The sequence below is a fragment of the Rhodococcus sp. IEGM 1366 genome (assembly GCF_033142425.1).
Classification (GTDB): domain Bacteria; phylum Actinomycetota; class Actinomycetes; order Mycobacteriales; family Mycobacteriaceae; genus Rhodococcus_F; species Rhodococcus_F globerula.
The window spans coordinates 1,170,684-1,197,346 of sequence record NZ_JAWLRZ010000001.1; the positions used below are offsets into that span (position 1 = coordinate 1,170,684).

The 26,663-nt window shown below is 62.3% G+C and carries 27 protein-coding genes; 16 read left to right on the top strand and 11 right to left on the bottom strand.

All coding sequences use genetic code 11. The annotated features are described in order from the left end of the window. Positions 1 to 11: 11 nt before the first annotated feature. Positions 12 to 488, top strand: coding sequence for a GatB/YqeY domain-containing protein (locus R4P64_RS05610; protein WP_033235921.1), 477 nt, complete (start codon positions 12 to 14; stop codon positions 486 to 488). Between the two features lie 88 nt (positions 489 to 576). On the opposite strand, the gene R4P64_RS05615 is transcribed toward R4P64_RS05610, so the two are convergent. Beyond that, entirely contained in the window at positions 577 to 2,919 is a 2,343-nt protein-coding gene (locus tag R4P64_RS05615; RefSeq protein WP_141485617.1) for a penicillin-binding protein, read from the bottom strand. Between the two features lie 300 nt (positions 2,920 to 3,219). On the opposite strand from R4P64_RS05615, the gene R4P64_RS05620 reads away from it, so the two are divergent. Further along, positions 3,220 to 3,546 (top strand): WhiB family transcriptional regulator, encoded by a 327-nt coding sequence (locus R4P64_RS05620; protein ID WP_033235923.1) that lies wholly within the window; start codon positions 3,220 to 3,222, stop codon positions 3,544 to 3,546. 31 nt (positions 3,547 to 3,577) lie between these two features. Here the strand turns inward: R4P64_RS05620 and R4P64_RS05625 are convergent, their stop codons facing one another. Continuing rightward, a complete protein-coding gene (locus R4P64_RS05625) occupies positions 3,578 to 4,732 on the bottom strand; it encodes an ArsA family ATPase (protein WP_051730659.1) in 1,155 nt (384 codons plus the stop codon). A gap of 35 nt (positions 4,733 to 4,767) precedes the next feature. Continuing rightward, on the bottom strand, positions 4,768 to 5,784 hold the full coding sequence (locus R4P64_RS05630) for an ArsA-related P-loop ATPase (protein ID WP_033235925.1): 1,017 nt from the start codon (positions 5,782 to 5,784) through the stop codon (positions 4,768 to 4,770). Between the two features lie 53 nt (positions 5,785 to 5,837). On the opposite strand from R4P64_RS05630, the gene R4P64_RS05635 reads away from it, so the two are divergent. From R4P64_RS05635 to R4P64_RS05675, 9 genes are all read left to right on the top strand, one after another. Continuing rightward, positions 5,838 to 6,011, top strand: coding sequence for a hypothetical protein (locus tag R4P64_RS05635; protein WP_092805866.1), 174 nt, complete (start codon positions 5,838 to 5,840; stop codon positions 6,009 to 6,011). Further along, complete coding sequence (locus R4P64_RS05640; RefSeq protein ID WP_033235926.1) at positions 6,008 to 6,478, top strand: RidA family protein; 471 nt, start codon at positions 6,008 to 6,010, stop codon at positions 6,476 to 6,478. Before R4P64_RS05635 ends, R4P64_RS05640 begins: the two co-directional genes overlap by 4 nt. Beyond that, on the top strand, positions 6,478 to 7,263 hold the full coding sequence (locus tag R4P64_RS05645) for an MBL fold metallo-hydrolase (protein ID WP_233364821.1): 786 nt from the start codon (positions 6,478 to 6,480) through the stop codon (positions 7,261 to 7,263). The genes R4P64_RS05640 and R4P64_RS05645 overlap by 1 nt, the downstream gene beginning before the upstream one ends. 126 nt (positions 7,264 to 7,389) lie before the next feature. Further along, entirely contained in the window at positions 7,390 to 8,865 is a 1,476-nt protein-coding gene (locus tag R4P64_RS05650; protein WP_045066550.1) for a 2-hydroxymuconic semialdehyde dehydrogenase, read from the top strand. Between the two features lie 43 nt (positions 8,866 to 8,908). Next, a complete protein-coding gene (locus tag R4P64_RS05655) occupies positions 8,909 to 9,682 on the top strand; it encodes a 4-oxalocrotonate decarboxylase (protein ID WP_317819686.1) in 774 nt (257 codons plus the stop codon). Further along, positions 9,679 to 10,161, top strand: coding sequence for a RidA family protein (locus R4P64_RS05660; protein ID WP_317544864.1), 483 nt, complete (start codon positions 9,679 to 9,681; stop codon positions 10,159 to 10,161). Before R4P64_RS05655 ends, R4P64_RS05660 begins: the two co-directional genes overlap by 4 nt. Next, complete coding sequence (locus tag R4P64_RS05665) at positions 10,158 to 10,679, top strand: 3-hydroxyanthranilate 3,4-dioxygenase (protein ID WP_095887754.1); 522 nt, start codon at positions 10,158 to 10,160, stop codon at positions 10,677 to 10,679. The genes R4P64_RS05660 and R4P64_RS05665 overlap by 4 nt, the downstream gene beginning before the upstream one ends. Before the next feature lie 3 nt (positions 10,680 to 10,682). Beyond that, positions 10,683 to 11,678, top strand: a complete 996-nt coding sequence (locus tag R4P64_RS05670) for an amidohydrolase family protein (protein WP_033235931.1) — start codon at positions 10,683 to 10,685, stop codon at positions 11,676 to 11,678. 158 nt (positions 11,679 to 11,836) lie between these two features. Further along, positions 11,837 to 13,183, top strand: coding sequence for an MFS transporter (locus R4P64_RS05675; RefSeq protein WP_033235932.1), 1,347 nt, complete (start codon positions 11,837 to 11,839; stop codon positions 13,181 to 13,183). 53 nt (positions 13,184 to 13,236) lie between these two features. On the opposite strand, the gene R4P64_RS05680 is transcribed toward R4P64_RS05675, so the two are convergent. The 4 genes from R4P64_RS05680 to R4P64_RS05695 all read right to left on the bottom strand — a co-directional run bounded on the left by R4P64_RS05680 (position 13,237) and on the right by R4P64_RS05695 (position 16,860). Further along, positions 13,237 to 14,163, bottom strand: a complete 927-nt coding sequence (locus tag R4P64_RS05680) for a LysR substrate-binding domain-containing protein (RefSeq protein ID WP_033235933.1) — start codon at positions 14,161 to 14,163, stop codon at positions 13,237 to 13,239. Positions 14,164 to 14,200: 37 nt separating this feature from the next. Beyond that, positions 14,201 to 15,478, bottom strand: a complete 1,278-nt coding sequence (locus tag R4P64_RS05685; RefSeq protein ID WP_317819688.1) for a carboxylesterase family protein — start codon at positions 15,476 to 15,478, stop codon at positions 14,201 to 14,203. Positions 15,479 to 15,641: 163 nt separating this feature from the next. Next, positions 15,642 to 16,316 (bottom strand): Crp/Fnr family transcriptional regulator, encoded by a 675-nt coding sequence (locus tag R4P64_RS05690; RefSeq protein ID WP_003943506.1) that lies wholly within the window; start codon positions 16,314 to 16,316, stop codon positions 15,642 to 15,644. A gap of 280 nt (positions 16,317 to 16,596) precedes the next feature. After that, a complete protein-coding gene (locus R4P64_RS05695) occupies positions 16,597 to 16,860 on the bottom strand; it encodes a hypothetical protein (protein ID WP_033235936.1) in 264 nt (87 codons plus the stop codon). An 80-nt stretch (positions 16,861 to 16,940) separates the two neighbouring features. Here R4P64_RS05695 and nth point away from each other — a divergent pair, with 80 nt between their 5' ends. Genes nth through marP form a run of 4 tightly spaced genes read left to right on the top strand, consistent with a single transcriptional unit; the run spans position 16,941 to position 20,279 of the window. Then, positions 16,941 to 17,717, top strand: coding sequence for an endonuclease III (gene nth, locus R4P64_RS05700; RefSeq protein ID WP_045066560.1), 777 nt, complete (start codon positions 16,941 to 16,943; stop codon positions 17,715 to 17,717). A gap of 5 nt (positions 17,718 to 17,722) precedes the next feature. Beyond that, positions 17,723 to 18,376 (top strand): TlpA family protein disulfide reductase, encoded by a 654-nt coding sequence (locus R4P64_RS05705; RefSeq protein ID WP_095888111.1) that lies wholly within the window; start codon positions 17,723 to 17,725, stop codon positions 18,374 to 18,376. Beyond that, positions 18,373 to 19,092: an NUDIX hydrolase gene (locus R4P64_RS05710; protein WP_045066561.1), complete on the top strand. Its 720-nt coding sequence runs from the start codon at positions 18,373 to 18,375 to the stop codon at positions 19,090 to 19,092. Before R4P64_RS05705 ends, R4P64_RS05710 begins: the two co-directional genes overlap by 4 nt. Then, positions 19,089 to 20,279 (top strand): acid resistance serine protease MarP, encoded by a 1,191-nt coding sequence (gene marP / locus R4P64_RS05715; RefSeq protein WP_033235939.1) that lies wholly within the window; start codon positions 19,089 to 19,091, stop codon positions 20,277 to 20,279. Before R4P64_RS05710 ends, marP begins: the two co-directional genes overlap by 4 nt. Positions 20,280 to 20,283: 4 nt before the next feature. Here marP and R4P64_RS05720 read toward each other — a convergent pair whose 3' ends face one another. The 3 genes from R4P64_RS05720 to nhaA are packed head-to-tail and all read right to left on the bottom strand — an operon-like array spanning position 20,284 to position 22,968. Beyond that, positions 20,284 to 21,216 (bottom strand): alpha/beta hydrolase, encoded by a 933-nt coding sequence (locus tag R4P64_RS05720; protein ID WP_317819692.1) that lies wholly within the window; start codon positions 21,214 to 21,216, stop codon positions 20,284 to 20,286. Between the two features lie 10 nt (positions 21,217 to 21,226). Beyond that, the gene (locus R4P64_RS05725; protein WP_033235941.1) at positions 21,227 to 21,736 is read right to left on the bottom strand and encodes a phage holin family protein; all 510 of its coding nucleotides are present in this window, start codon (positions 21,734 to 21,736) and stop codon (positions 21,227 to 21,229) included. Beyond that, complete coding sequence (gene nhaA / locus R4P64_RS05730; protein ID WP_033235942.1) at positions 21,733 to 22,968, bottom strand: Na+/H+ antiporter NhaA; 1,236 nt, start codon at positions 22,966 to 22,968, stop codon at positions 21,733 to 21,735. The genes R4P64_RS05725 and nhaA overlap by 4 nt, the downstream gene beginning before the upstream one ends. Positions 22,969 to 23,208: 240 nt before the next feature. Between nhaA and R4P64_RS05735 the strand changes: the two genes are divergently transcribed. After that, complete coding sequence (locus R4P64_RS05735; protein ID WP_033235943.1) at positions 23,209 to 24,594, top strand: MFS transporter; 1,386 nt, start codon at positions 23,209 to 23,211, stop codon at positions 24,592 to 24,594. A 61-nt stretch (positions 24,595 to 24,655) separates the two neighbouring features. Here R4P64_RS05735 and acs read toward each other — a convergent pair whose 3' ends face one another. Beyond that, a complete protein-coding gene (gene acs, locus R4P64_RS05740) occupies positions 24,656 to 26,587 on the bottom strand; it encodes an acetate--CoA ligase (protein WP_317819694.1) in 1,932 nt (643 codons plus the stop codon). Positions 26,588 to 26,663 lie beyond the last annotated feature (76 nt).

Consider the following 26,663-nt stretch of genomic DNA (forward strand, 5'->3'; position numbering starts at 1 on the left):
GCGTTTCCCCCATGTCCGACACGACAGCAACGCTCAAAGACAAACTCCGTTCCGACATGGTCGCATCCATGAAGGCCAAGGATCCGCTTCGCACCGGCACCCTCCGGATGCTCATCGCAGCAGTTCAGACCGAAGAGGTTGCCGGTAAGGAAGCGCGAGTCCTCACCGACGAAGAAATCATCAAGGTTCTTGCCAAGGAATCGAAGAAGCGCGGGGAATCCGCCGAAATCTACACCGAGAACGGCCGTGGTGAACTTGCCGCGAAAGAGCGCGCCGAAGCGCAGATCATCGACGAGTACCTGCCGACGCCGTTGACCGACGCAGAACTTGTCGACGTCGTCGACACGGCGATGGCGCAGGTAGCCGAAGAGCTCGGCGAGCGTCCGGGTATGCGTCAGATGGGTCAGGTCATCAAGGCCGCCAGTGCTTTGGCCAAGGGTAAGGCTGATGGCGCGCGTATCTCCGCTGCCGTGAAGTCTCGCCTGTAGGCGTCACCGACAGCGCTTGTCAGCTCCACCGACAAAAGAGAACGGCCGCAACCTCGTGTGAGGGTGCGGCCGTTCTTTCGTGCGGGTGCTAGCGCGGTTGTGGCGCTCCGGGTGCCGGCGAATCGGGTGCCGGTGAGGCCGGAGCAGGTGAGCCGTCCGGTGCCGCCGGTGCCGCCGGTGCGCGTACCGACCCGTCACTGATGTAGATCGTGATGGTGGAACCCGGTATCGCCGAGCCGGACGGAGATGCGCCGGTGACAGTTCCGGCACGCGCGCCCGATGCGGACGTCACCGCGTTGACGGTGAATCCCGACTCCTGCAGGCGGGACGTGGCAGCGGACTGGCTCAATCCGACAACCTCGGGAACCTGTCCGTTCTGCGAGCCACGTGCATACTTCTGATCGATCGGCGGAAGCGCCGTCGGACCGAAATTGTTGGCAACCGGCATCATCGCGGCGAACCAGCTCCGAGCCGGTTCGGTACCGCCGTACAGGTTTCCGCTGTAGCACGGGCGAAGCGGAGTCGAGCAGATCTCACCCGGAGTCGGGGAGTCGCCGAAGATGTAGACGGCCGCGGCCAGATTGTTCGTGAAGCCGAGGAACGCCGAAGACTTGTGGGTCTCCGTGGTACCAGTCTTACCGGACATCGGCAGAGACCATCCAGCGCTGCCTGCGGCACCCGCAGATGTACCTGCACCCACGTCGTCGCGGCTGAGCGCATTGGCGAGGGTATCGGCCAATCCGGGCTCGACTACCTGCTCGCAGCCCTGTTCCGTGACCGTCACCGGCTTGCCGTTGCGGTCGACGACGGAATCGATCGGACTGGGCGGGCACCACTTGCCGTGCGACGCCAATGTTGCCGCGACGTTCGACAGTTCGAGCGGATTGATCCAGGTCGGGCCGAGCGTGAACGAGCCGAGATTCTGTTCCTTCTGGAAGTCGGCCATGCTGCGATCGTCGAAGCCCGACGTATTGGGCTCGGCGTACGAACGCAGGCCGAGACGCACGGCCATATCGACTGTCGGCGTCACACCGGTTGCTGCGATGAGCTTCACGAACGCGGTGTTGGGCGACTGCGCGAGAGCATCCGTCACCGACATCGTCGCCGGATAGTTACCGACGTTCTCGACGCAGTACGTGGACACCGGACATCCCGCCGCGCCGCCACTACCGAAGCCCTTGGCGTCGAAGCGGCGGGGAACATCGAGCATCGCGTCGATGCCGAGGCCCTTCTCCATGGCGGCGGCGGTGGTGAAGACCTTGAACACCGAGCCGGCACCGTCACCGGACAGTGAATACGGCTGAGCCAGGACGGTTTCGCTGGCGTCGGCGTCGAGACCGTACGTGCGGCTGCTGGCCATCGCCACGACCTTGTGCGAGTCCTGGCCGGGCCGAATCACGCTCATGACGTTGGCGATGCCGTCGAGGTCCGCCTTGGCGTTTGCGTTGAGACCAGCCTTGGTGGATGCCTGCACCGCCGGGTCGAGCGTGGTTTTGATGAGGTAGCCGCCCTCATTGATCTGCTCGCGACTGATCCCGGCGTCCGAGAGGTATTTGAGTGCGTAGTCGCAGAAGAATCCGCGGTCACCGGCCGCGATGCATCCGCGCGGCAGCGTGTTGGGGGTGGGTAGAACACCCAACGGTTCGTCTTTGGCCGCCCGGAACTCGTTGGCCCGGTCGGAAATGTTGGTGATCATGGTGTCGAGCACGGTGTTGCGGCGCTCGGTGACACCTTCGACGTTGGTGTACGGGTTCAAGGCCGAACTCGACTGAACCATGCCGGCGAGCATCGCGGACTGCGGAACGCTCAAGTCCTTGGCGTCGATGCCGAAGTACGTCTGAGCGGCATCCTGGATTCCGAAGGAACCGTTACCGAACGGCACCAGGTTCAGGTAGCGGGTGAGGATCTCGTCCTTCGTGAGTTCCTTGTCCAGGGTGAGCGCCATCCGGATTTCGCGGATCTTGCGAGCCGGAGTGGTCTCGATCGCGGCGCGGCGCTCGGCATCGGTTTTTGCGACGACCAACAGTTGGTAGTTCTTCACGTACTGCTGATCGAGCGTCGACGCACCCTGCTGGACCTCACCGGAGGTGGTGTTGGTCAGGAAGGCGCGCAGCGTTCCCTGCCAGTCCACTCCCTTGTGATCGGGGAATCGACGGTCCTCGATGGAGACGATCGCCAACTTCATGTTGTTCGAGATCTGGTCGCTCGGGACTTCGAACCGGCGCTGCTCGTACAGCCAGGCGATGGGATTGCCCGCCGAATCGACCATCGTCGATACCGCGGGGACCGTGCCGTCGACCAACTCAGCTGAAACGTTGTCGACCGTGTCCGCGGCTCGATTGGATGCGAATCCGAGTCCGCCTGCCAGCGGAAACATCACTCCGGCAACGAGGACACCGGCCAAGGCAGAGCTTCCGGCGAGCTTCGCCACTGTTTTTGCAATCGACACGATCTACAGAGTACGTGTGCGCACCCCATGGACGTGGCACGCGAAGAATTCGTGCCGAATAAAACGTCCTGAACACCCGGTTTGTACTGCCGTACCAAAAAAGGTGGACGCCCGTCTTGCGTCTGGGCGTTTCTTTACCTAAATTGTGTGAACGGTGTGATTGACATAACACTCGATCACGAATGTGTCTCAGCTTTCGTCGTGATATCCCGCGACGGAAGCAGAGATGTTGTGCTGCTCGCCCTCGAGGCGACGGACATACTTTGTAGAGGGGACCAGAGAATGTACACAGCCACCCCGAGTAGCCGTTTGGATGTCGAACAAGCAGAGGCTCGCATCGCCTGGGTAACACAGGCACGCTGCCGCGAAGTAGATCCGGATCAGCTTTTCGTTCGAGGTGCCGCGCAACGTAAGGCAGCAACAATCTGCCGACACTGCCCGGTCCTGATGCAGTGCGGCGCCGACGCTCTCGACAACCGCGTCGAATTCGGAGTGTGGGGCGGGATGACCGAACGCCAGCGACGCGCTCTCCTCAAGCAGCACCCCGACGTCGACTCGTGGTCCGAATTCTTCGAGGATCGACGCCACCAGCAGTCAACTGCTGTCTGACCTAGCTTTTTCTGGTCTAGCCTTTCCTGATCTAGCCCTTCCGAGTGAGCTGGTCGCCCACAGCGCGCAGTGCCTCGAGGTCTGACACCTCGAACGGCAGTGACGGAACGCCGATCAGCGGCACCCTCGGATGAGCTGCGGTAAACCGGCTCAGCAGCGCCACCTCGCGTTTGGCGATTGCTGCCCGGTGAGCATGAATGCGAAGTACCGCCTCCGTCAGCGCCTCGGCGTCGGTCGGATTCTCCTTGGCTGAGAGTTTGTCCGCGGCCGTTGCCGCGTGATCAGCCGGCAGTGCGGTCAGAGTCGGATGTGTTCGGTTCAACACCAACCCGGCAAGCGGCATCGAATCTCCGGCCAGGCGGTCCACGAAAAACGCCGCTTCCCGCAACGCGTCAGGTTCCGCAGCAGCGATCACCAGAAAATGGGTGCCTGGCTGACGCAGGAGTTCGTACGTCTTGGTTGCGCGCTCGCGGAAGCCGCCGAACATCGAATCGAGCGACTGAACAAACGCCGACGCGTCAGCGAGCATCGCACTTCCGACGATCGTCGACACACCCTTGAGTGCCAATCCCATGGCGCCGGCAACAAGCTTGGTCAAACCCCGCCCCGGAGCTGAGAGCAACCGGATCATCCGGCCGTCGAGGAAGGTTCCCAGTCGCTGCGGAGCGTCCAGGAAATCGAGTGCGTTCCGGGACGGCGGCGTATCCACGATCACCAGGTCCCACTTGTCGTTCGACGCGAGCTGTCCCAGCTTCTCCATCGCCATGTATTCCTGAGTTCCGGAGAACGATGTGGCAACGGTTTGGTAGAAGGGGTTCGCGAGGATCTGCTGAGCCTTCTCGGGGCTGGAGTGCTCGAGCACCATCTCGTCGAACGTGCGCCGCATGTTGAGCATCATCGCGTGCAACTCGCCCGTTGCTTCCGGACCGAGTTTCACCGGTTGTGGTGTGTTGTCGAGTTCCGCGACGCCCAGAGCCTGAGCCAGCCGCCTCGCCGGATCGATCGTGAGAACGACGACGCGTCGGCCCTGCTCGGCCGCCCGCAACGCCAGCGATGCCGCCGTGGTGGTCTTGCCGACGCCGCCCGCGCCGCAACACACCACAATTCGTGCGGTCGGATCGTTGATGATCGCCGAGATGTCGAGCACCGGAGCACTGCGGCGGCCGGTTCTGGAACTGCCGACCATGACATTGTCAGGGACCGCGTTTTCGGTGGTTTCGGTCATCGGACACCCTGTTCCATGAGGTATTCGGCCAGTTCGTAGAGGCCACCCAGATCGACGCCGTCGGCCAGAGCAGGCAAGTGCAGTCGGGCGCCGTCGATCTCCTGCAGTTTCTCCGAACTGGATTCCTGCGCTTCGAGAACAGACGCGTGCTCGATGGTTTCGGTCAGCAGTCCGGCGAAGTCGTCGTCCGACAGTTCGAGGCCGACATCCGTGAGCGTGGATCGAATGGACGCGGCATCGATCTCTCCGGCCGCAGCACCCGCCAGAGTGCCCTCCGGCAGGAACTTCGGGCTGGTGCGGTTGACGATGATCGCGCCGAGATTGAGCTCGTCGCGCGCCAATTCCAAGGCGGCATCCGCGGTTTCCTGCACGGGCAGAGCCTCGAGTAGCGCCACCAGATGCACCACTGTTTCCGGCGAGTGCAGCAGTCGCACGACGCCCTCACTCTGCGAATGCACCGGCCCACCTTTGGCGAGATCGGCCATAGCCTTCGTGACGTCGAGGAAACTGCCGATCCGGCCCGTTGGCGGGGCGTCGACGACAACGGCGTCGTATACGCGCTTCCCGGTCCGATCGGTGCGGATGACGCACTCCTTGATCTTGCCGGTGAGCAGTACGTCACGCAGGCCAGGTGCAATGGTCGTGGCGAACTCGATGGCGCCGAACTTGCGCATCGCGCGGCCCGCGAAGCCCAGGTTGTAGAACATCTCCAAGTACTCGAGGAAAGCCGTCTCGATATCGACGGCCAACGCCATCACCTCGCCGCCACCTTCGGCAGCTGCGACTTTCGTTTCCTGCGGGGGCAGCGGTGGCACGTCGAAGAGCTGCGCAATTCCCTGGCGGCCCTCCACTTCCACCAGCAGAACGCGTCGGCCGCCTTCGGCTAACGCGAGCGCCAAGGCGGCGGCTACCGTCGACTTACCGGTCCCGCCTTTTCCCGACACAAAATGCAGGCGGGCCTTCGATGCGGACTCCGGCCAGCTCTTGCTCAGCTCATCTTGGGATGCAACCACACCGCGAGCCTATAAGTCTGGGGCCGAAGATGTGCGCGGGATAGGCTCACCGCATGAGTGAATTGACTTCCTGGGAATACACCGTTACTCCGTTGCTGGTCCACAACCCGAAGGCCATCCTCGATAATTGGGGCGTCGACGGTTGGGAGCTGGTGACGGTTCTTCCGAGCGCGTCGGGCGAACAGCACGTCGCATACCTCAAGCGTCCGAAGGTTGCAGGCGCATGACCGAAACAACACAGACCTGGTCAGCGCGTCTCGCGGAACTCGGCATCGAACTGCCCGCGGTTGCGGCGCCGGTCGCTGCCTATGTCCCTGCGGTTCGTAGTGGCGATCACGTCTACACCTCGGGCCAGTTGCCTTTTGTCGACGGAAAGCTGTCGCTGACGGGCAAGCTAGGCGCGGACGCGTCGGATGCTGACGCAAAGGCCGCCGCGCGTGTCTGCGCGCTCAACGCTCTTGCCGCGATCAACGCCCTGGTTGGCATCGACAACCTGGTTCGTGTGGTCAAGGTCGTCGGATTTGTCGCCTCCGCGCAAGGCTTCACCGGTCAGCCCGGCGTGATAAACGGCGCGTCCGAATTCCTCGTCGAGGTCTTCGGCGACGCAGGCATTCACGCTCGCTCCGCTGTCGGTGTTGCAGAACTTCCCCTCGGCTCCGCTGTCGAGGTGGAACTGATCGTAGAAGTTCGCTGATGACAACGGTTCATCCCGCATACGCGCAGCTTCGCCGCGTCACCGACATCGCGTCGGTCATGCTCGAGAACAACCCGGGCATGATGACGCTCGACGGCACCAACACCTGGATTCTGCGAGCGCCGGGCAGTGACGAGTTTGTAGTTGTCGATCCCGGTGACAACGACGAAGAACATCTGCAGCGAGTGGCCGGAGTCGGCGCGGTGGCGTTGGTCCTGATCACGCATCGGCACTTCGATCACACCGGCGGAGTGAGCCGTTTTCACGAATTGACTTCGGCGCCAGTGCGTTCCGTTTCTCCCGAGTTCCTGCGGGGCAGCGGTACGACGCTTGTCGACGGTGAACTCATCGAGGTTGCCGGGCTGCGCCTGCGTATCGTGGCAACTCCCGGTCATACCGCGGACTCGGTCTCGATCGTCATCGAGAACGAGGGCAGTGTGCTGACCGGCGACACGATACTCGGCCGTGGCACAACGGTTCTCGATGATTCGGACGGCGATCTGGGGGACTACCTCGCATCGCTGCGTGCGCTCATCGAACTCGGTGACGGGCGAACCGTTCTTCCTGGGCATGGCCCGGAATTGCCTGACCTGCAGGAGATTTCGAAGCACTACCTCGCGCATCGCGAAGAACGGCTCGATCAGGTGCGAGCGGCATTGGTCTCGCTCGGCGATTCCGCGTCGGTACGCGACGTGGTCGAGCACGTCTATTCGGATGTCGATCCGAAACTCTGGCCGGTGGCAGAAAAGTCGGTCAACGTGCAGTTGGCGTATCTGCGTCGTTGAACTGTGTTGCGGAACTGCCGCCGGGGCGAGCGAAGCGACGGGGATGTGCCTGTTATGCCAATTGAGGTATAGCTGGCGGCAGTTTTTGCATTTGTTTGATATGGGTTCGGGGCCAATAGTTAGTCCATGACCTCACAATGCGACGGATGGATCCGCAACTACGTGGATGGCTCCTACGTCGAACCCGACGCGTCGTCGAGCTTCGACCAGGTGGACCCCGCAACCGGCCGTGTTCTTGCCAAGGTCCACGAGGCCGACCGGGCCCTGGTCGATCGGGCTGTGACCTCGGCCAGACGTGCTCTGGACAACGGTTGGGCGGATACACCGGTCCGGGAGCGCACCGCGCTGCTGCGACGGGCCGCGGATCGGATCGAGGAGCGGTTCGAGGAATTTGTCGCCGCGGAGATGGCGGATACGGGCAAGCCGATCACGCAGGCGCGCGAACTCGACGTTGCTCGTGCCCTCACGAACTTCCGTACGTTTGCCGACATCGTCGCCGCAGCGGGGCAGGAATCGTTTGTCACGGATCTGGCCGGCGGCAAGCAGGCGCTGAACTACGCGATCCGCAAGCCGCTCGGTGTGGTTGCGGTCATCGTGCCGTGGAACCTGCCACTGCTTCTCCTGACCTGGAAGGTGGCGCCCGCGCTGGCGTGCGGAAACTCCGTGGTGGTCAAGCCTTCCGAAGAGACGCCGGCGACGGCGTCGTTGCTGGCCGAGGTGCTCGAAGAAGTCGGCCTGCCTGCCGGCGTCTACAACGTCGTGCACGGATTCGGTGCGAATTCTGCGGGCGAGTTCCTCACCACCCACCCCGGTATCGACGGTGTCACCTTCACCGGGTCTTCGGCAACCGGCTCGCACGTGATGAAAACCGTTGCACCACGGGTGCGTCCGGTCTCGTTCGAGCTCGGCGGCAAGAACGCCGCGATCGTGTTCGACGACGTCGACATCGACGAAGCGTTGACGGGTCTGACCAAATCGGTGTTCACCAACACAGGCCAGGTCTGCCTGTGCACCGAACGGGTGTACGTGCACCGCAGCATTTTCGACGACATCGCCGGTGGGCTGGTCGAGCGGGCAGCAGGATTGCGTCTGGGTGACCCGACGCTCACTGCGACGACGACAGGCCCGCTCATCTCGCAGGCGCACCGGAAGAAGGTTCTCGACTACTTCGAGATCGCCGAGCAGGAGGGCGCGAAAGTGCTTACCGGTGGCGGAATTCCGGATCTCGGGCAGGACTTGTCCGGTGGATCGTGGATCGAACCCACCCTGTGGACTGGCTTGACCAACAAGAATCGCGTCGTGCGCGAGGAGATCTTCGGACCCGTCGCAGCACTCATCCCGTTCGATACCGAGGCAGAAGCGATCGCCTTGGCAAACGACACCGAGTACGGCTTGGCGGCCTCCGTGTGGACCAACGACCTGCGCCGCGGACACCGCGTCGCGCAGAAGATGAACGTCGGAATCTCCTGGGTCAACACGTGGTTCACCCGTGAACTGCGATCCCCCTTCGGCGGTATGGGCCTGTCCGGCATCGGACGTGAGGGTGGCGAGTCCTCGCTGCACTTCTACACCGAACCGACAAATGTGTGTGTGCAACTGTGAACATCGAAACCGCAGGAAGTTCCAGAGAAATGAGCGAGGCGTGATGACAGCCCCAGAAGACACCGTATCCGCGCTCGCGCGTCGCCTCGACGACGCTGCGCAGAGTCTCACCGACACACCGAGTCTCGCCGACGATCACACTATCGATATCGACGACGCCTACCGGATTCAGAACGAACTCATCGAACGACGCACTGCCCGTGGCGAATCCGTCGTGGGCATCAAGCTCGGCTTCACCAGCCAGGCGAAGATGGCGCAGATGGGTGTTTCCGAAGTGATCGTCGGGCAGTTGACCGACACGATGGCGGCGGAGGACGGCGGTGATCTGGACTTGTCGGCGTTCATTCATCCCAAGATCGAACCCGAAGTCGCGTACCGGCTGTCGAAGGACGTCGATCTCGACGACCCGAGCGTGGACATCGAATCCTGCGTCGACGCGGTTGCTCCGGCGATGGAGATCATCGATTCGCGCTACCGCGACTTCCGGTTCACCTACACCGATGTTGTCGCCGACAACACCAGTGCCGCCGGATATGTCATCGGCGCGTGGCAGCCGATGCGCAGTGCCGCGAACTTGGTGGTGCGCATGGAGGTAGGCGGCGAAACGGTTACCGGTTCGACGGCAGCAATTCTCGGAGATCCCGTGCGCGCGTTGCATGCCTTAGTGGATATCGCCCGCCGTCGGCACATTCCGCTCCGGGCCGGCTACGTGATTCTGGCCGGCGCAGCGACTGCTGCCGTGCGACTCGACGAGGGAGTCGCACAGTGCAGCATCGACGGACTGGGTACCGTCTCGGTGAAGGGTGTACGGCGATGAGTGGGGCGCAGGTCATCGAGAAGCTGGCAAAGCCTCGCGGAAAATTCCCGCACGTCAAGGTGGTAGGCGACTTCGTCTACGTCTCCGGCACCAGTTCCCGCCGGCCCGACAATACGTTTGTGGGCGTCGAGGTCGACGAGATGGGCACCACGGCGCTCGACATTCGGGCGCAGACACGCGCAGTCATCGAGAACATCGCGGCGATCCTCGCCGAGGTGGGTGGTGAACTGCGTGATCTGGTTCAGGTCACGTCATACCTGGTGTCGATGAACGACTTCGGCGGATACAACGAGGTCTACGCCGAACTATTCGATGAAAACGGACCGACGAGAACCACAGTGGCAGTTCACCAATTGCCCCACCCGCACTTGCTCATCGAGATATCCGGTGTGGCCTACGTGCCTGCCTCCCGACGGCTGTCAATCGAGAACCCCGCCGCCCGACGGCTGTCAATCGAGAACACGGAGAACGCATCATGACCACCATTCCTCCCGTCATCGACTTCAAGAAATGGATCGACGACAACCGTCACCTGCTGCAACCACCCGTCAACAACCAGACGATGGCACTCGGAGACGACTTCATCGTGCAGGTTGTCGGTGGGCCCAACCAGCGGACCGACTACCACCTCGACCCGTACGAGGAGTGGTTCTACCAGGTCGAGGGCGACATTCACGTCAATGTCATGACCGAGGACGGACCGGTGCGGGTCGACATCCGCGAGGGCGAGAGCTGGCTGCTGCCGGGAAATCTGCCGCATTCACCGCAGCGCCCCACTGCAGGATCGATCGGCCTGGTGATCGAAAGAGTGAGACAGGAAGGAACATTGGAGCACTTCCAGTGGTACTGCCTGGAGTGCAATCACAAGATCTACGAAGTCGAACTTCAGGTACGCGACATCGTGGCCGACCTTCCGCCCGTCTTCGTCACGTTCTACGAGAGTGAAGACGCCCGCACATGTGACAACTGCGGCACGCTCCATCCCGGCAAGGGTTGAGCGATGAGCAACATGATCGACATTCACACCCACTACGTACCCAACGGGTGGCCTGATCTCACGGCTGATGCCGGCCCGGACGCGCCGTGGCTGAAAGTGGAGTCGGAAACCGAAGCCATGATCATGATGGGCACCAAGGAGTTCCGACGGATCCAGTCCGACGCTTGGGACGCCGAGGTGCGCCTGCGTGACATGGATGCCGACGGTATCCATACCCAGGTCGTCTCGCCGACACCGGCATTCTTCAACTACGGCCGAACAGGCGAGCAGGCCAGTCGTATCTCTCGGATCTTCAACGACCTGGCGCTCGAGATCGTTGAACCGGCAAAAGATCGACTTATCCCGTTCTGTCAGGTTCCGTTACAGGACACCGATGCTGCGTGCCGCGAACTCGAACGATGCATCGCCAACGGGCACCGAGGCGTCGAGATCGGCAATCACGTCGGCGACCTCGATCTCGACAGCGAAGGAGTCGTGACATTCCTGCAGCACTGCGCGTCACTGGATGTTCCGGTCTTCGTGCACCCGTGGGATATGGCGTCCTCGCCGCGCCTGGATCGGTGGATGGCGCAGTGGCTCACCGCAATGCCCGCAGAAACGCATCTGTCGATACTCGCGCTGATTCTCGGCGGCGTGTTCGACAAGATCGACGACCGACTCAAGATCGGATTTGCCCACGGCGGCGGATCTTTCGCGTTCTGGCTCGGTCGGATGGAAAACGCCTGGCACGGCCGCAACGACATTATCGGTACATCGGAATTCCCGCCGTCGCACTATCTGGGCCGGTTCTACGTGGATTCTGTCGTCTTCGACGAACGCGCATTGCGACTACTGGTCGACACAGTGGGCGTTGACCGGGTGATGGTGGGAAGTGATTACCCGTATCCCCTCGGCGAGCGACCGGTAGGTGAGGTGGTGCGCAAGAGTGAGTTCTTGGACGAGACTGCACGCCAACTGATCTCGCGGGGAAATGCGGAACGCTTCTTGGGGATCGGCTGATCCTTCAGCTATACCATTTCCGGTATGCCGCACGGTGATTTCGGCATTTGTGAGTCATGTCTCTAATGAGCATAATTCAGACAACCTTTGAAACATGCTCGGCAAAAACAGATTTCACCGTTCCGTACTGCCACTCATCCAATCGATAGGTATCCGCGATGACCACAAGCGTAACCAGTGACGGAAAGCCGTTGCCGGAGAAAGCTGCCCGCAGCCGGGTTGCCATGGCAACCCTCGCCGGCACAACCCTCGAATGGTACGACTTCTTTCTTTACGGAACAGCCGCAGCGCTGATCTTCAACAAGCAGTTCTTCCCGAGTCTGAGTCCGACCGCCGGCACCCTCGCAGCCTTCAGCACCTTTGCGGTCGGGTTCATCGCCAGGCCCGTCGGCGGCTTGGTGTTCGGGCACTTCGGTGACCGGATCGGTCGCAAGGCGACGCTTGTGGTGTCTCTGGTGATGATGGGAGTCGGGTCCACACTGATCGGACTCATTCCGAATTACGATTCCATCGGTTTCTGGGCGCCGGTACTTCTGGTGGCGATGAGAGTTGTCCAGGGCATCGGCCTCGGCGGTGAGGGCGCCGGTGCCACGCTGATGTCGATGGAGCACGCGCCAGCCGGACAGAAGAACCTGTATGCGGGTTTCCCGCAGATGGGCACCCCAGCCGGACTTGTTCTGGCCAATGGCATCTTCCTGACCACCAGTGCATTGATGTCGGACTCGGCCTTCCAATCGTGGGGTTGGCGCATACCGTTCCTGCTCAGCTTCGTTCTGGTGGCGATCGGTCTGGTGATCCGGTTGCGGGTTACCGAATCGCCCTCGTTTGCCGGGATCATGGAGAAGGGCGAGATAGTCCGGTTCCCGCTGCGTGAGTCGCTCAAGGTCGGGTTCCCCCGGTTGTCACTGACGCTGGCCGCGTGTTTGGCGAACTCCGCCGTGGCATATGCCTTCATGGTGTTCACTCTGTCGTACGGAACTCAACATCTGGGCTACGACAAACAATTCCTGGTTCTCAGTGTCACCGCGGCAGCGGTCCTGTGGTTCCTTTCCATCCCGATCTGGACCAAGGTGGCCGACAAGTACGGTCGACGGCACATGTTCATCGGAGGATCCGCCGCAATCCTGTTGTGGTGCATCGCGTTCTTCCCGCTGCTGAACACCGAGAACAAGGTCGTTGCAGTTGTGGCGTTCCTGGGAATGGGACTGATCATTCCGGTGACTCATTGTGTCCAGGGAAGCATCATTGCCGACACGTTCCCGGCCAAGGTTCGATACTCGGGTTCGTCGTTGATTCTGCAGAGTGGTGCAATTCTGGGCGGCGGATTGGCTCCGATGATTGCGACGGCTCTGCTGGACGCCACGGGATCATCTGTGGGCGTGACGTGGTACCTGGCGTCGATCTGCTCGATCAGTCTGGTTGGCGCGATAGCGCTGTTCAAGGTGGTGCCCGACTCATCGCGGGGATTGCAGCACGAAGAGCAGCGGGTGGCAGAAAACGCCTGACGTGTAACGATATTCGAAGCCCGCTCCCGTTCCGGGAGCGGGCTTTCGAACGTTTACTGGTTCATGAGTTCTTCCGCGAAACTGCGCAACGACGCGATAAGTGCCTGTGCCGACGGACTGGACGTCCTCGTCGCCGACGACGTGAGACCGACGCTGTGACCGATGGGATCCAGGGTGATCGGGAGTGTGGTCAAGCGGGTGTCGTCGCGATGAATCAGACTCGGAAGGACTGCGATCATGTCGGTTTCCAGCAAGAGCTGTCGCACCGTGAGGAAAGACGTTGCCTCTACCCGGTTCTCGGGTAAGGGGAGACCGTTCCTGGCGAAGAACTCCTCGAGTTCGCGTCGGAGCACCGTTTCGACGCCGGGCAGGATCCAGGGGAACTCGCGGAGTTCATCGAGCTGCACCTCGTCACGGTTAGTCAGTGGATGATCCACGCGGGTAACAAGTTCAACTGACTCGGCGTAGAGATTGCGTCTGACGGCGCGGTCGTCTGTCGGTGCTGTGAGTCGGCCGACGATGAGGTCGATACGACCGGCCTCCAAGTCGGTGAGTAACTGCTCCGGAGTGCCTTCGCGGACGATCACGGTCAGTAGCGGATGCTGAACTTTCAGCCGCGCAATGGCGCCGGGCAGCAAGACGTTGGAACCGGCGAGATGTGTTCCCACGATGACGGTTCCGCGGTGTGCGTCGGCCAATTCGACGACGTGTCGGCCCGCTTCGGTGAGCTGAGCGATGACCGCCCGAGCGTGAGTGGTGAAGGCCTCGCCGAATATTGTCGGGGTGATGCCGCGTGGTCCGCGATCGAACAGGGAGACGCCGAGGATGGACTCTATGTCGTGGAGGCTGCGGGTTGCCACAGGTTGTGTGATGTGCAGTGCGGCAGCGGCGCCGACCACGCTGCCCTGACGGCTCAGGGCGTCGACCAGAAGCAGGTGGCGAAGTTTGAGTCGCCCGTCGAGGAGCTTGGGCATGTCCATATCTGCAATCCTAGCGGGGATTGCCGCCCGAAGTTGCTCAGGTAAAGGTGATTCCGATCGGTTCGTCGGGCGAGAACTTCTTCCAGGTGTTCTCGTTGTCCGGACTTCCGTTATGTGCAAACGAAGTCCAGAGCGTGCGGATGCGTCTACCCATTTCGTCGACGGTGGGCCAGTCGGCTATGCCCAGCATGGGTGAACCGTGCCAAGACTTTTCGGTGCCGAGGATGAACGGAAGTTCGATGCAATGCGTAGCACCGAAGATGTTCTCGGGAGGTGTCCAGTCGAATCGGTAGGTGTAGACCGAGGTACCCGCCTGAGTGAAGGTATCGGCCAGTTCTGCGACCGTCTCGGCAAACATGTTCTGCGTCAACGTGGTTTCGTCGGCCATGGAGCCGCCGGGGAGCCCGCGAACGAAGGCGGATCCCTCGTCGTGGGTATATCCGATGACTACCTCTGTCACGCCACTGTCGGCGCTTCCGGTAAGTGGTGCAACGTCGGATATCGGGGCAAAGGGTGGCTGAACAACATTTTCAGACCGTCTGCCGAACTCGACGGCTGTGGCGCGGAAGGCGTCCAGGATTAGGGGGAGGGGAGCGGTATTCGGATCGCCGTCGAGCAGTCGGGCAAAGGTCCCGCCGTTCTCGATCGCAGCGGTCTTGGTGAAGTTGAGGTCCAGCCGCGGGGTGCTTTGCAGAATTGCTCGGTGGAACAAAGGCCGAGAGTTATTACTGTTCAACAGGTTCACGATGGAATGAGCGCCGGCGGACTGGCCGAACACGGTGATCGAATTGGGATCACCACCGAATCCCGCGATGTTCTCGCGTACCCACTCGAGGGCCGCGATCTGATCGTGGACGCCGAGGTTGCCCTCGCTGACGCCCTCGAGGAGGAGATAGCCGAGTACGCCTACGCGATAGTTGACCGATACGACCACGACATCGCCTTCGGCCGACAACGCGCCGCCGTCGTACCACGCCAGTGAACCTCCGCCGCTGGAGTATCCACCGCCGTGCAGCCACACCATGACGGGCCGGCTACCGGACAACGAGGGCGTCGTGACGGTGACGGTGAAACTGTCCTCACTCTGCTCAGGCTCGGGGTGCGGCGCTCCCATGACACGCTCGAGTCGCGACGGTGGTTGAGGAAACACGGTGCCTGGCATGGTGGCGTCGAGAATGCCGGTATGAGATGCGGCAGGTTCGGGCCGTTGGAATCTGGCCGCGGTTGCGTAGCGGATCGCGCCGAAATACAACGAACCGTCGCGTCGGATGCCGCGGAACTTCCCCGCCGCCGCGGAAGCGATTATCTCGGACATGCATCCCCTCGGAGTCGTATTTGCCTCCATCGAGCATGCCAGCGCTCGCACGTGACACAAATGCCTATGTGGTTGCGCGCTATACCCGTCGCGCCGAGCGTCGGAAACGACTTCGGCCGCCCCCACCGATGTGGGAGCGGCCGAAAGAGTCGAGACGGTAGAACTAGCGTGCGCGACGCGCGAGACGCTCGGAATCCGAGATCAGGACGCTCTTGCCTTCGAGGCGCAGCCATCCGCGATGAGCGAAGTCGGCCAGAGCCTTGTTGACGGTCTCACGGGAAGCGCCGACCAGCTGGGCGATCTCTTCCTGGGTGAGGTCGTGAGTGACGCGCAGCGCGCCACCTTCCTGGGTGCCGAAGCGCTGTGCGAGCTGCAGCAGTGCCTTGGCGACACGGCCGGGAACGTCCGTGAAGATCAGGTCGGCGAGCGTGTTGTTGGTACGACGCAGGCGACGTGCGAGAACGCGGAGCAGCTGCTCGGCGATCTCGGGGCGCTGCTGGATCCAAGCCTTGAGAGCGTCGCGGTCCATGCTCACGGCACGAACCTCGGTGACGGTGGTGGCCGTCGAGGTGCGGGGACCCGGGTCGAAGATGGACAGTTCGCCGAACATGTCGGACGGACCCATGATCGTCAGCAGGTTCTCGCGACCGTCAGGTGAGCGTCGACCGATCTTCACCTTGCCGGACACGATGATGTACAGGCGGTCACCGGGTTCACCCTCGTTGAAGATGACATGTCCACGGGGGAAGTCGACGGGTTGCAGCTGCTTGGTCAGCGCCGCTACCGCTGAGGGCTCGACTCCTTGGAAGATGCCGGCTCTTGCCAGGACGTCGTCCACGTGCGCTCCTTGTTGGGATTTGTTCGTTTGTGGTGTCATTTTTTGCGCTATCTAACTTTGTACCCGGTTGTGCTTGGTTTGTACTCACGAACCGCCCAGACGCCGGCCTTCACTCGTGCGAGCGAGACGCTGCGTCAGACACAGTCCGTGTTGAATACAACAGGTACGGCATCGAAGTCTACGTCCCACGCGCTCGGCACGAGTGATTGATGCCACGAAAGCGTCGAAATTATCCTGATGGCGAATAAAATTGACTACCTTGTATGCCTCTTCGATCGCCTTAGCGAGTGGGCAGTTCTTCTGCGCCCGATTGCCGCGGAGCGATGGCCGGTCGACCCTTCCGGCGCAGGTGGAAGCGGGCAAACGCATGCGGGAACCCATCGGTCGCCAGCGACGCGACGTCGTCGGGACCAGCCTGGTCGAGGAACTCCGCCACCTCGTTCTCCCGAACCGAGAGTCGACGCAGTCTCCGTTCGACCCGTTCCATGGCCAGCGCAAAAAGCATCAACAGCACTGGGAAGAGAATCACGGCGAGTCCTTGCATAGAGGAGAGTAAACACGGCCAACATCTCGGAATCGACACGACCAAATGTCATGTCGGGGAGTATCCGTACAGTTGTCTGAGTGCAGACCACCCCGACCGAGCGCTCAGCGACCCGCCGGTCTGCCGGCGCTCGCGACGAGGAATCCCATCTCGCGCTGGTCCGTCGCGCGCGTCGGATGAACCGGAAACTAGCCGTTGCCTTCCCACATGTGTACTGCGAACTCGACTTCACGACGCCCCTCGAGTTGACGGTGGCGACAATCCTGTCGGCGCAGTGCACCGACGTCCGCGTCAATATGGTCACCCCGACGTTGTTCGCCCGTTATCCCGACGCCAAGGCCTACGCCGAAGCCGACCGGACCGAGCTCGAGGAGTACATCCGGTCAACGGGCTTCTACCGGAACAAGGCCAACTCGCTGATCGGATTGGGTCAGGCGCTGCTCGAGCGTTACGACGGCGAAGTGCCGAACAAACTTGCAGACCTCGTGACGTTGCCGGGAGTCGGTCGCAAGACAGCCAACGTGGTTCTGGGAAATGCGTTCGACGTCCCGGGAATCACCGTCGACACCCACTTCGGGCGTTTGGTGCGTCGGTGGAAGTGGACGGAGGAAGAAGATGCCGTCAAGGTCGAACATGCTGTCGGGGCTTTGATCGAACGTAAGGAATGGACCCTGCTGTCACATCGAGTGATCTTCCACGGACGACGCGTCTGTCACGCGCGTAAGCCGGCGTGCGGAGTGTGCGTTCTGGCCAAGGACTGCCCGTCCTACGGCCTTGGTCCTACCGACAAAATTGAAGCTGCTGCGCTGGTGAAGGGCCCGGAGACGGAGCATCTGCTCGCTCTGGCCGGGTTGTGACCCAGATGTCCAATGCTGCTCGGTGGTCCCTTGTTGTGCTTGCGGTTGTTGTTGCGCTCGCTGTTGCGATCTGGCCGCGCGGGGGAGATGACACCCCGGTTTCGGCTGGCGGTTCCTCGACGTCCGCCTATCGGCCGCCGACGTTCACCCCGTCGTCCGAATCGCTCGATCAGCTTCGTGGGCAAGCCGGACTGACAGCGTGCCCGACGCCTACCGCCGAAGCTCCGGCCGGCGCCGCACTCGCTGGGATCACGCTCGACTGTGTTGCAGACGGAAGCTCGGTCGATCTTGCTGCCGCGCTGGGAGGTAAGCCCGCGCTGCTGAATTTGTGGGCGTACTGGTGCGCGCCATGCGCCGAAGAACTGCCGCATTTGCAGGAATTTGCGGATCGCGCGGGGGACAGTATCACTGTGCTGACCGTGCATTCCGATCCGAACCAGGAAAATGCTTTGACCCGACTGATCGACTATTCCGTTCGACTACCCGGAGTTCAGGACGGTTCGAGCAAGGTGCAGATTGCCGTCGGCGCGCCACCTGTGCTGCCGGTCTCGGTGCTCATTCGTCCCGATGGAACCGTCGCGAAGGTGTTGCCTCAACCGTTCCGCAGTGCGGATGAGATAGCTGCCGCCACGGCGCAGTATTTGGGAGTTGTCGTATGAGCTCATCCGTTCCCGAATGGTTACGTGCTGTAGCCAGCACCCAACCCACTGATCCACATCGACTCAACCCCGTGCTCGACCGTCGCCCGCCGCGCGGGACGACCACCAGGCCCGCCGCGGTGCTCGTCCTCTTCGGAGGATCCCGAGAGGCTGATCCCATGTGCCTCGGTGGGATGCCGGACGACGCTGACGTACTACTGACACAACGCGCGTCGACTATGCGCCAGCACAGTGGACAGGTCGCTTTCCCCGGCGGTGCCGCCGACGACGGTGACGACGGTCCGATCGGCACAGCGCTGCGCGAGGCGCAGGAAGAAACAGGTCTCGACCCGCGCGGTGTGCTCCCGCTGGCGACGTTGCCCGAAATCTTCATTCCACCGTCCGGATTCGACGTGACCCCGGTGATCGCTTATTGGGAAGACCCGGTCTCGGTGGGCATCCAGGATTCCGGCGAGGTCGGCCGTGTCGCGCGGGTTCCGCTGCGCACTCTGCTCGACCCCGACAACCGCTTCCAGGTGCGTCACCAGGCCGGATACCAAGGTCCGGCGTTTTTGGCCGACGGCATGCTCGTGTGGGGCTTCACTGCCGGAATACTGGCCGGACTCTTCGAGGTGTCCGGTTGGGAAATCCCCTGGGATCATCACGACGTGCGTGATCTGGACACAGCGCTCGCAGAACTGGGCGAAGACATCGAAGATTCGGCGGTTCCCCGATGACAGGTTCGCGGTGGGTCGATCTTGCGATCGTGGTGGTGGCTCTCATCGCCGCGACATCGGGATGGCGTCAGGGCGCGGTGGCGTCGGCGTTGGCTTTTGTCGGTGTGATTCTGGGTGCTGTCGCCGGAATTCTGCTGGCACCGCATGTTCTGGTGCATGTGACCGAGGGCAAGCTGCGCATCCTCGCCGGCATCTCACTGATCGTCGTGTTGGTGATCATCGGCGAAGTTGCCGGCATGGTTCTGGGCCGAGCCGCGCGCAGCGGTATGCATTCTCCGGCCGCAAGATCAGTGGACAGCGTGATCGGTGCAGGGCTTCAAGCAGTGGCCGTGGTGGTTGCCGCGTGGCTTTTGGCAATTCCGCTGACGTCGTCGTCTCAGCCCAACGTCGCAGCAGCAGTCCGAGGGTCGAACGTGTTGGCCGGTGTCGACGACCTCGCGCCGCAATGGTTGCGGCAGATTCCGACGGAATTCTCGGCGCTGCTCGACACCTCGGGATTGCCCGATGTCATCGGTCCGTTCGGCCGCACACCCATCACCGAAGTGGAAGCGCCGGACGCGAGTGTTCTGGCGAGCCCGCTGGCCGCGCAGTTGCGTCCGAGCGTTCTGCGCATCAACGGCGTCGCGCCGAGTTGCCAGCGCGCGCTCGAAGGTTCCGGGTTCATCGTCGCGCCTGAGCGTGTCATGACCAACGCACACGTCGTGGCGGGTACCGAGAGCATCACCGTCGACACGATGCAAGGTGCACTACCCGCCCAGGTTGTGCTCTTCGACTCGGCCGTCGACATCGCGATCCTCGCGGTGCCCGGACTCGAGGCGCCGGTTCTGCCGTTTGCCGCTCAGCCCGCTCAAACGGGGGACAACGCACTGGTGCTCGGATATCCGGGTGGAGGTCCGTACACGGCCAGCGCGGCTCGTGTTCGCGAAATCCTGAACCTCAACGGTCCTGACATCTACAAAGCCGGCACCACACAGCGTGAGGTGTACACCGTTCGTGGATCGATTCGACAGGGCAATTCCGGTGGGCCCATGGTCAACGATCAGGGTGAAGTGCTCGGTGTCGTGTTCGGTGCCGCCATCGACGACACTGACACCGGGTTCGTCCTCACTGCCAATGAGGTGTCGCGCCAACTCGCCATGGCGGAAAGCGCGTCGACGCCGGTCTCCACCGGCGTCTGCATCCTCTGAGTAGCTAGTCGGCTGCCAGGAAGTCCCGGAGCGCGTCGTTGACGCGCTGTGGGGCTTCCCAATGGGCGTAATGACCGACTCCGGAGACGGGGTGGAACTGTTCGCCGGGCGCCCAACGCCGACCGCGTCGTATTGTCCGCGTGAGAATGTACGGGTCGAGTTCGCCGTGTATCTGCAGGATCGGAATGTGCAGTGTCTGATCCATCAGACGCATGAACCGGCGCCCCTCGGTGCGAAGCTGACTTCGGAACGCCCACCGCTGGTACTCCAGCGTCGAATGAGCGACCCCCGGAATGCGGATCGCTGAACGTAACTTGGAGACAACGTCACCGAACTCGGCCTGCTCGGGCCACGCAGGACCCGAGCGGGAGCGCACCAGACGCTCCACCTCAGCGCCGTTGTCGGCAGTCAGACGCCGTTCCGGGCGGAACGGAAGCTGGTTCGCCAGGAACGCCGGAAAGAGTGCCTTGCGCTGGTAGCGGTCGCGGAGGACTGATTGTTTGAGTGCGTGCGGATGCGGCGACGACACCAGAGCGATCGACCGCACCAGTCGCGGATGCAGGATCGCGGTTGCCCAGCACACCAGGCCGCCGTCGGCGTGACCGATCAGCGTGGCCTTGCCGTATCCCATCGCCCGGATCAGTCCGGCCACGTCGCCGGCCAGCGTCCAACCGTCGTATCCGCGGGGCGGTTTGTCGGAGTCACCGTAGCCGCGTAGATCAATGGCAACCACTCGGAAACCCTGCGTGGACAGTGCCGTCAACTGGTGGCGCCATGACCACCAGATGTCGGCAAAACCGTGCAGGAGAACCACCAACGGAGCATCCGGATCAGCGTCGCCGACCTCGACGACGTGAAACCGGATGCCGTTGGCATGAATGTCCCGGTGAATCCAGGGGCCGTCGAATCTGACGGTGGATGGATCTGGGGCTGACACAGCTGCTTCGTTACCTGCGCGCGTTGAAGTCGACCGACGGCTTTGTGTCGTCGTGGCTGCCGGGAATGACGCTCTTTGCGGCTCTGAGCGATTCGATCGTCTTCTCGGGAGCCCGCAACTTGCGAACCCGCAGATAACCGAGAAGTGCGAGTACTGCGGTGGTCAGCACCATGATCAGGAACACGATCAGGAAAGCGGCCCAACGCTCGAGCCACACGCTGAGCAATTCCGCCAGGAAAAAGAAGAAGAAGAATGAACTGAACAGCAGAACAGTGAAGGCCAGAATGAAGAAGACGCTGCCCTGCAGCCCCTTCTTGACCTCACCGGTGACTTCGGCCTTGGCAAGCTCGACTTCGGCACGCACCAGTGTCGAAACCTGAGCCGTCGCATCCCTGACCAGTGCGCCGATCGAGGCTTCAGCCGGTGTTCGGGCGTCTACGTCGGTGAGAGGAATGGACGACACCGTGTTCGGCACCCCATCTCCGGTGAAGCGTTGGCTCTCTCCGTTGGTCACGCTCACTTGTCGACCTCTCCAGGTAGTTCTCTCGCGTCTGTGGCTATGGCATTGGCTTCAGCTCGCGCCGCATGAACCCGTCCACGTCGCCACAGCAGCGCTGATCCGATCAGCGACGCTATCAACGATGTCACGAGAACTGCGGCCTTCGCTATTTCGGCCTCGCTGCCATCGCCGACCCCGTCCAGTGCGAGGTCTGCTACAAGCAGGCTAACGGTGAACCCGATGCCGCCGAGCACTGAGAGGGCAAACATGTCTCTGCGTTCGAGTGTCTTGGGCTTCGTGGCTATGCCCAATTTGATCGCGAGCAGGGAAATTCCGAAGATTCCCACAGTTTTTCCGACGAGGAGGCCGACAAAGACCGATTGCCCGACGGGGTCGGTGAAGATGTCGCCGAGTACCTCGGCGTTGATGGGAACGCCGGACGCGAACAGCGCGAACACCGGAACGCAGAAGCCGGCGGAGTACGGCTGGATGCGGTGTTCGAGTCGGGTGCCGGGGGCGTATTCCTCGTCCTTGTCGCGGACAACTCGGGTGAGCAGGCCGAGCGCGACGCCGGCGAGAGTGGCGTGGATACCGGCCTCGTGCATCGAGTACCAGGTGAGCAGGGCAAGTGGCACGTAGAGGAACGGCGTCGTGATGCGTTTGTGTTGGGCGTAGGCGTACACCGCAAGCGCCGCAGCGGCGGTGAGCAGCCACAACATCGCGATCGACGCGGTAAAGAGCACCGCGATCAAGATGATGGCCAGGAGGTCGTCGACTACCGCAAGACTGAGTAGGAACACGCGGGCGCTGGCCGGTATCCGGGAACCGGTCAGGGCGAGGATGCCGAGGGCAAACGCGATGTCGGTGGCAACGGGGATCGCCCAACCCTTGTCCATCCCCGGAGTGCCGAAGCCGATCGACGCCGCGATGAGCGCGGGAACGAGAACTCCGCCACATGCCGCGATGATCGGAAGCGCTGCAGCTTTGCGATCGGAGAGCTCTCCGACAACCAGTTCGCGCTTGAGCTCGAGGCCGGCCACGAAGAAGAAAATGGCCAGCAGACCGTCCTGCGCCCACGTGCCGAGACTGAGGTTCAGATGCAGCGCCGACGGTCCGATCTGGAAGTCGCGCAGCGCGATGTAGCTGTCGCCGAGTGGTGAGTTCACCCAGATCAGAGCAATGGCAGCGGCGATCAGCAGGATAGAGCCGCCAACGGTTTCGGTGCGTAGGTATCGGGACAGTTCGGAACGCATTGTGGAGATCACGCGGGAGCAACGCCTTTGTTCGGTTTGCAGACATGTGGACGCGACGAATCACGTGCCGACCAGACTTCCCGGCTCACCTTTACGGAATTTTATCGCGGATTCGGCCCAGAACCCGAATTTGCGCGAGAAAACGCGCAGGGTGTTCAATTCCTACTGACTGAGATTCATCCCACCAATTGGGCAATGTTCGTATACCGCAATGTTCGTACAGCTGCAGGAGCATCACGAGTGAGCACGTCACTGAGTAAGAACCCGCCGACGCCGGCGGGCGGCGAAACTGTCGGCGGCGTACCTCGCCGTCGAATCGTTGTCGCGAGCATGATCGGTACGTCGATCGAGTTCTACGATTTCTACATCTACGCAACGGCAGCGGTGTCGGTCTTCCCGCTTCTGTTCTTCCCCAAAGGCAACGACACCACCGCGCTCCTCGCGTCGCTGGCGACATTCGGTCTGGCATTCGTTGCGCGTCCACTCGGCTCGATTCTGTTCGGTCACTTCGGCGACCGGGTCGGACGTAAAGCGACCCTCGTCGGCTCGCTCCTGACGATGGGCGTCGCAACCTTCCTCATCGGCCTGTTGCCGACCTATTCACAAGTCGGGTTGCTCGCCCCTGCGCTACTCGCGCTGATGCGTTTCTGTCAGGGCCTCGGCCTCGGCGGTGAATGGTCAGGAGCAGCGCTGCTCGCCACCGAAACCGCAAAGGAAGGCAAACGGGCCTGGGCGGCCATGTGGCCACAGTTGGGTGCACCCATCGGCTTCTTCCTTGCCAACGGACTGTTCCTGACCATCTCGTTGATGATGGACCACGACAGCGCCAACCCGGACCTCGATGGCGCGTTCCTCTCGTGGGGCTGGCGAATTCCGTTCCTGCTCAGCGCAATCATGGTGATGATCGGTCTGTACGTGCGTCTGCGGCTCGAAGAAACGCCGGTGTTCGCGCGCGCCGTCGAGCGCGGCGAGAAGGTCAAGACGCCCCTCGCCGAGGTATTCAAGACAAGCTGGCGTCAGCTGATCATCGGCACATTCGTCATGCTCGCCACCTACACGCTATTCTACCTCATGACCACGTGGGTCCTGAGCTACGGAATCGGCAAAACCGCTGCGGACGGCGGTACGGGAGCGGGCTTCAAGTACACCGATTTCCTTGTCCTGCAGCTCATTGCGGTCGTGTTCTTCGCAGCTGCGGTCCCGGTGTCCGGGTGGCTGGCCGACCGCTACGGTCGACGGATCACGCTGCTCGTCATCACCGCGACAATGATGCTGTTCGGTCTCACATTCGGACTCTTCCTGCACACCGACGGTATGAGTGACGGTCGCATGCTGGCCTTCCTGGTTGTGGGCATGATCCTCATGGGCCTGACCTTCGGACCGATGAGTGCTGTTCTCCCGGAACTGTTCCCGACCAACGTCCGGTACACGGGTTCCGGTATCGCCTACAACACCGCAAGCATCCTCGGTGCGGCAGTAGCGCCGTTCATCGCGGTCTACCTGGTCGACCACTACGGCGTCGGCTGGGTCGGGATCTACCTACTCGTCGCGTCGGCTCTGACGTTTGTTGCATTGCTCGTCATGCGTGAGACGAAGGACGAATCGCTCGATGATGTAGGGGCGTAGCCCTGCTGTGCGCCTTCCTGGTAGTGGGGACTACCAGAAAGGCGCACGGGGGCCGCTGGCCCTACTTGCCGCGGATTGCGTCGAATACCTTGGGGTCGACCAGGGTTGAGGTGTCTCCGAGGTCGCGGCCTTCGGCGACGTCGCGCAGGAGGCGGCGCATGATCTTGCCGGATCGGGTTTTCGGCAGTTCCGGCACGATGGTGATCTGACGGGGCTTGGCGATCGGGCTGATGTCGGTGGAGACCTGAGCTTTGAGTTCCGCGATCAGGATGTCGCCGGTGTTCTCGACACCTTCGCGCAGGATGACGAACGCGACGATGCCCTGTCCGGTGGTCTCGTCGGCGGCGCCGACGACGGCGGCTTCGGCGACGCCGTGATGGTTGACCAGTGCCGATTCCACTTCGGAGGTGGAGATGCGGTGGCCGGAGACGTTCATGACGTCGTCGACGCGGCCGAGGACCCAGAGGGCGCCGTCGTCGTCGTACTTGGCGCCGTCACCGGCGAAGTACCAGCCTTCTTCGGCGTAGCGGGACCAGTAGGTGTCGCGGTAACGCTCCATGTCGCCCCAGATGCCGCGGAGCATCGCCGGCCACGGCTCGTCGAGGACGAGGTAGCCGTTGCCGCCGGGGCCGAGGGGCTTGGCGTCGTCGTCGACGATCTTCGCGGAGATTCCGGGTAGCGGTGCCATCGCGGATCCGGGCTTGGTGGCGGTGATGCCGGGCAGTGGGGAGATCATGATGGCGCCGGTTTCGGTCTGCCACCAGGTGTCGACGATGGGGGCCTTGTTGCCGCCGATGACGTCGCGGAACCAGCGCCACGCTTCGGGGTTGATCGGCTCGCCGACGGAGCCGAGGAGGCGGATGGAGGACAGGTCGTGGGCGTCGGGGATCTCGCGCCCCCATTTCATGAAGGTGCGCACGAGGGTGGGGGCGGTGTAGTAGATGGAGACGCCGTACTTTTCGATGATGTCGAAGTGGCGGTGCTCGTTCGGGGAGTTGGGGGTGCCTTCGTAGACGACCTGGGTGACGCCGTTGGAGAGGGGACCGTAGACGATGTAGGAGTGTCCGGTGACCCAGCCGATGTCGGCGGTGCACCAGTACACGTCTTGTCCCGCTTTGTGATCGAAGACGTTGTGGTGGGTGTACGAGGCTTGGGTGAGGTAGCCGCCGGAAGTGTGAATGATGCCCTTGGGTTTTCCGGTGGTGCCGGAGGTGTAGAGGATGAACAGGGGATGTTCGGCGTCGAACGGCTGCGCTTCGTGCTCGGGTGAAGCCTGGGCGACGGTTTCGTGCCACCACAGGTCGCGGCCGGGCGTCCAGTCGACGTCGATGCCGGTTCGGTTGACTACCAACACGTTCTGTACGGAGTCGGCGCCGGCGACGGATTCGTCGACCGCTGTTTTGATGGGTGCTGCGGCGCCGCGGCGCCACTGCCCGTCGACGGTGACGACAAGCTTGGCTTGCGCGTCGTCGATGCGTGAGCGTAGGGCGGTGGCGGAGAATCCGGCGAAGACCACCGAGTGGGTCAGGCCCAGGCGGGCGCACGCGAGCATGGTGACGATCGCTTCGGGGATCATCGGCATGTAGATCGCGACGCGGTCACCGGCGACGAGGCCGAGGTCGGTGAAAGTGTTTGCGGCGCGGCTGACTTCGGCGAGGAGGTCGTTGTAGGTCAGATTACGGGAATCGCCGGGTTCGCCTTCGAAGTGGATGGCGACGCGGTCGCCGTTGCCGGCGAGGACGTGGCGGTCGACGCAGTTGTAGGCGACATTCAACTGTCCGCCGACGAACCATTTCGCGACGGGGGCGTCGGTCCAGTCGAGGACGTCGGTCCATTTCTGGTGCCAGTGAAGGCGCTCAGCCTGATTCGCCCAAAAAGCAAGGCGGTCGGTATCTGCGGCAGCCTGCAGTTCCGGTCCCGCGTTGGCGGCCGCAGCGAACTCTGCGCTCGGCGGATATGCCTGGGGGACGTCCGTTTCGGCTGCGCTTGTCATGGCTGACGGCCTTCTTTCCACATTGATCGACACTTTTCTGACTCCGTGTGAGGGTAGTCACAAGCTCGCGCAAACG

Coding starts and splice junctions, on each gene's coding strand:
- R4P64_RS05620 (WP_033235923.1), top strand. CDS start 3,220: ATGTACACAGCCACCCCGAGTAGCCGTTTGGATGTCGAACAAGCAGAG.
- R4P64_RS05685 (WP_317819688.1), bottom strand. CDS start 15,478: ATGTCCGAGATAATCGCTTCCGCGGCGGCGGGGAAGTTCCGCGGCATC.
- R4P64_RS05705 (WP_095888111.1), top strand. CDS start 17,723: ATGTCCAATGCTGCTCGGTGGTCCCTTGTTGTGCTTGCGGTTGTTGTT.
- marP (WP_033235939.1), top strand. CDS start 19,089: ATGACAGGTTCGCGGTGGGTCGATCTTGCGATCGTGGTGGTGGCTCTC.
- acs (WP_317819694.1), bottom strand. CDS start 26,587: ATGACAAGCGCAGCCGAAACGGACGTCCCCCAGGCATATCCGCCGAGC.
- R4P64_RS05625 (WP_051730659.1), bottom strand. CDS start 4,732: ATGGTCGGCAGTTCCAGAACCGGCCGCCGCAGTGCTCCGGTGCTCGAC.
- R4P64_RS05635 (WP_092805866.1), top strand. CDS start 5,838: ATGAGTGAATTGACTTCCTGGGAATACACCGTTACTCCGTTGCTGGTC.
- R4P64_RS05610 (WP_033235921.1), top strand. CDS start 12: ATGTCCGACACGACAGCAACGCTCAAAGACAAACTCCGTTCCGACATG.
- R4P64_RS05695 (WP_033235936.1), bottom strand. CDS start 16,860: ATGCAAGGACTCGCCGTGATTCTCTTCCCAGTGCTGTTGATGCTTTTT.
- nhaA (WP_033235942.1), bottom strand. CDS start 22,968: ATGCGTTCCGAACTGTCCCGATACCTACGCACCGAAACCGTTGGCGGC.
- R4P64_RS05655 (WP_317819686.1), top strand. CDS start 8,909: ATGACAGCCCCAGAAGACACCGTATCCGCGCTCGCGCGTCGCCTCGAC.
- R4P64_RS05640 (WP_033235926.1), top strand. CDS start 6,008: ATGACCGAAACAACACAGACCTGGTCAGCGCGTCTCGCGGAACTCGGC.
- R4P64_RS05675 (WP_033235932.1), top strand. CDS start 11,837: ATGACCACAAGCGTAACCAGTGACGGAAAGCCGTTGCCGGAGAAAGCT.
- R4P64_RS05645 (WP_233364821.1), top strand. CDS start 6,478: ATGACAACGGTTCATCCCGCATACGCGCAGCTTCGCCGCGTCACCGAC.
- R4P64_RS05660 (WP_317544864.1), top strand. CDS start 9,679: ATGAGTGGGGCGCAGGTCATCGAGAAGCTGGCAAAGCCTCGCGGAAAA.
- R4P64_RS05680 (WP_033235933.1), bottom strand. CDS start 14,163: ATGGACATGCCCAAGCTCCTCGACGGGCGACTCAAACTTCGCCACCTG.
- R4P64_RS05710 (WP_045066561.1), top strand. CDS start 18,373: ATGAGCTCATCCGTTCCCGAATGGTTACGTGCTGTAGCCAGCACCCAA.
- R4P64_RS05670 (WP_033235931.1), top strand. CDS start 10,683: ATGAGCAACATGATCGACATTCACACCCACTACGTACCCAACGGGTGG.
- R4P64_RS05665 (WP_095887754.1), top strand. CDS start 10,158: ATGACCACCATTCCTCCCGTCATCGACTTCAAGAAATGGATCGACGAC.
- R4P64_RS05650 (WP_045066550.1), top strand. CDS start 7,390: ATGACCTCACAATGCGACGGATGGATCCGCAACTACGTGGATGGCTCC.